A 2,314-nucleotide genomic window follows, 5' to 3' on the forward strand; every position below is an offset into this window, starting at 1 on the left:
ATCGCGATCCGGGTCTCCAGCTCGGGCGGCTGGACGTCGGTGATCAGACCCCACTCGAAGCGGTTGCGGAGCCGGTCCTCCAGGGTCAATGCGGGGCGCCGGGGGCCGGTGCCTGCTGGGCGGCGGCGGGCGGCAGGACGGAGTCCTGGGCCGGCTGCGCCTGCGCCTGCTGCGGCGGGAACCCGTACCCCTGCGGGGCCGCAGGGGCCGGGGCCTGCTCGGCGCCGGCAGGCGGGAAGCCGTAGCCCTGGGGGGCAGCGGGCGCCGGGGTCTGCGCGGCGGCGGGCGGGAACCCGTAACCGTCGGGGGCCTGAGGAGCGACGGGCTCCTGGGCGCCGGCAGGCGGGAAGCCGTAGCCCTGCGGGGCGTCGGGGGCGGTGGTCTGCTGGGCGCCCGAAGCCGGGGCCTGCGCGGCGGCGGGCGGGAAGCCGTAACCGTGCGGGGCCTGAGGAGCGGCAGGCTCCTGCGCGGCGGCAGGCGGGAACCCGTACCCGTGGGGGGTCTCAGGGGCTGAGGAGTCCTGTGCCGCGGCCGGCGGGAACCCGTATCCCTGGGGGGCCTGAGGGGCTGCGGGCTCCTGTGCCGCGGCGGGCGGGAAGCCGTACCCGTCGGCGGCTGGGGGCGCCGGGGCCTGCGCGGTGGCAGGCGGGAAGCCGTACCCGTGGGGGGTCTCAGGGGTCGCGGGGCCCTGTGCCGCAGCGGGCGGGAACCCGTCGCCCTGCGGGGTACCGACGGCCGAGGCCTGCGGGGCCTCAGGGGCCGGGGTCTGGGCGGTCGCGGGAGGGAATCCGTAGCCCTGGGGGGCCTGCGGCTGTGCCTGCTCCGGCGGGAACCCGTGGCCCTGCGGGGCCGGGGGTTCCTGCGCGGTCGCGGGCGGGAAGCCGTAGCCCTGCGGCGCCGGGGGTTCCTGCGCGGTGGTGGGCGGGAAGCCGTAGCCCTGCGGGGAGCCGGGGGTCGGGGGCTGCTCGGTGCTGCCGGGCGGGAAGCCGTGACCCTGGGGCTGGCCGGCCGGGAAGGCGGACGGCAGCGGCGGGAGTTCGGTGCCGGGTCCGCCGAAGGGGGTGTCCGCCGGGGCGGGCGGGGGCAGGGCCGGGACGCCGTCCTGCGGAGTGGCCGTCCGGCCGGCCGCCTCTACGGAGTGGGCCGGGTACGCGGCGTCCGCCGGAGCCGGCGCGCCCTGAGGCAGCCCCTGACCCGGAGTGCCGGCGGAACCCACGGACGGCGAGGGCGTCCCGGGGAGACCCCCGGCCACCGCTCCCTGAACGGAGGCGTCGGCGGGGGCCGCTGACGGAGCGTCCACCGGAATCCCAGTCGGCGCGGGGGCGCCGGACGGGGTGTCAGCGTGTGCCGCCGCATCGGCCGGGGCGGGGAAGACCGTAGGACCGACCCCGGCCGCGTTCTCCTGCGCGACCGCGCCCGAGGGGACACCGGGCGCGGCCGACGGAGCCTCCGCCGCGTCGGCAGAGGTGTCGGCGTGGGCCGGAGCACCGCCCTGGGCGCTCGCGTCGGAGTGCGGGCCGGCCGGCACCGGGGAGGCGGGGGAGCCGGGCGCCGCCGGCGGGGTGGGCCACGCGGCGTCACCCGTCACAGGGAAGGCGGCCGGAGCGCTGCCGAACACGCCTGCGGCTGCGGGAGGTGTGAAGGGCGCGGGGGCACCGGGCACGTCGGCCGCGTCCGGCGCAGCGGGCAGGCCACCCTCGGCGGGCCCGGCGAACGGGGCTTCGCCGGAAGGCAGGCCCTGGGCCGCCGATACCGCGACCGACGCCGGCGCGCCGGCAACGGACCCGCCGGGCAGGGCGGCCGCGTCACCCTGAACCAGCGCGCCACCGCCCACGGGCTGCGCGGGGATCCCCGGCACGCCACCGCTGACGGATGCGGCGGGCGGTGCCGGGACCTCCAGCGCCGCGCTGCCGGCGGGCGCAGCAGGAGCCGGGGCCGGCTCGGCGGGCGGTGCGGGAACCTCCGGCGCACCACCGCTGACGAGTGCCGCAGCCGGCTCGGCGGGCTGCGCGGGTACCTCCGGCGCGGCACCACTGACGGCTACCGCAGGACCCACGGCCGGCTCGGCGGGCTGCGCCGGGAACCCCGGTGCGCCGCCGCTGAACGGCGCCTGCGCGGCAGGGAACCCGGGAGCGGCCGCCACCGCCGGGACGGACACGTCGGCCGCACCCGGCTGCGGGGGCACGGCAGGGGCCGCCGGGAAGGCCGGCGCCGCGAACCCGGGCGTGCCGTCGCCGAAGGGCGGCTGCGCCGGAATCGCGGGCGGCTGGGTGGGCGGGAAGGACGGGGCGGCGGCGGGCGCCGCCGGCACGGC

The 2,314-nt window shown here is 80.7% G+C and carries 2 pseudogenes; both read right to left on the reverse strand.

From position 1 onward, the window contains the following. Positions 1-89: pseudogene (locus AB0O29_RS35180) on the reverse strand (DnaA/Hda family protein); the annotation flags it as partial. Continuing rightward, positions 86-2,314: pseudogene (locus AB0O29_RS35185) on the reverse strand (hypothetical protein); the annotation flags it as partial. The pseudogenes AB0O29_RS35180 and AB0O29_RS35185, both read right to left, overlap by 4 nt.

This window comes from Streptomyces sp. NPDC089915 (genome assembly GCF_040684675.1).
Classification (GTDB): Bacteria; Actinomycetota; Actinomycetes; order Streptomycetales; family Streptomycetaceae; genus Streptomyces.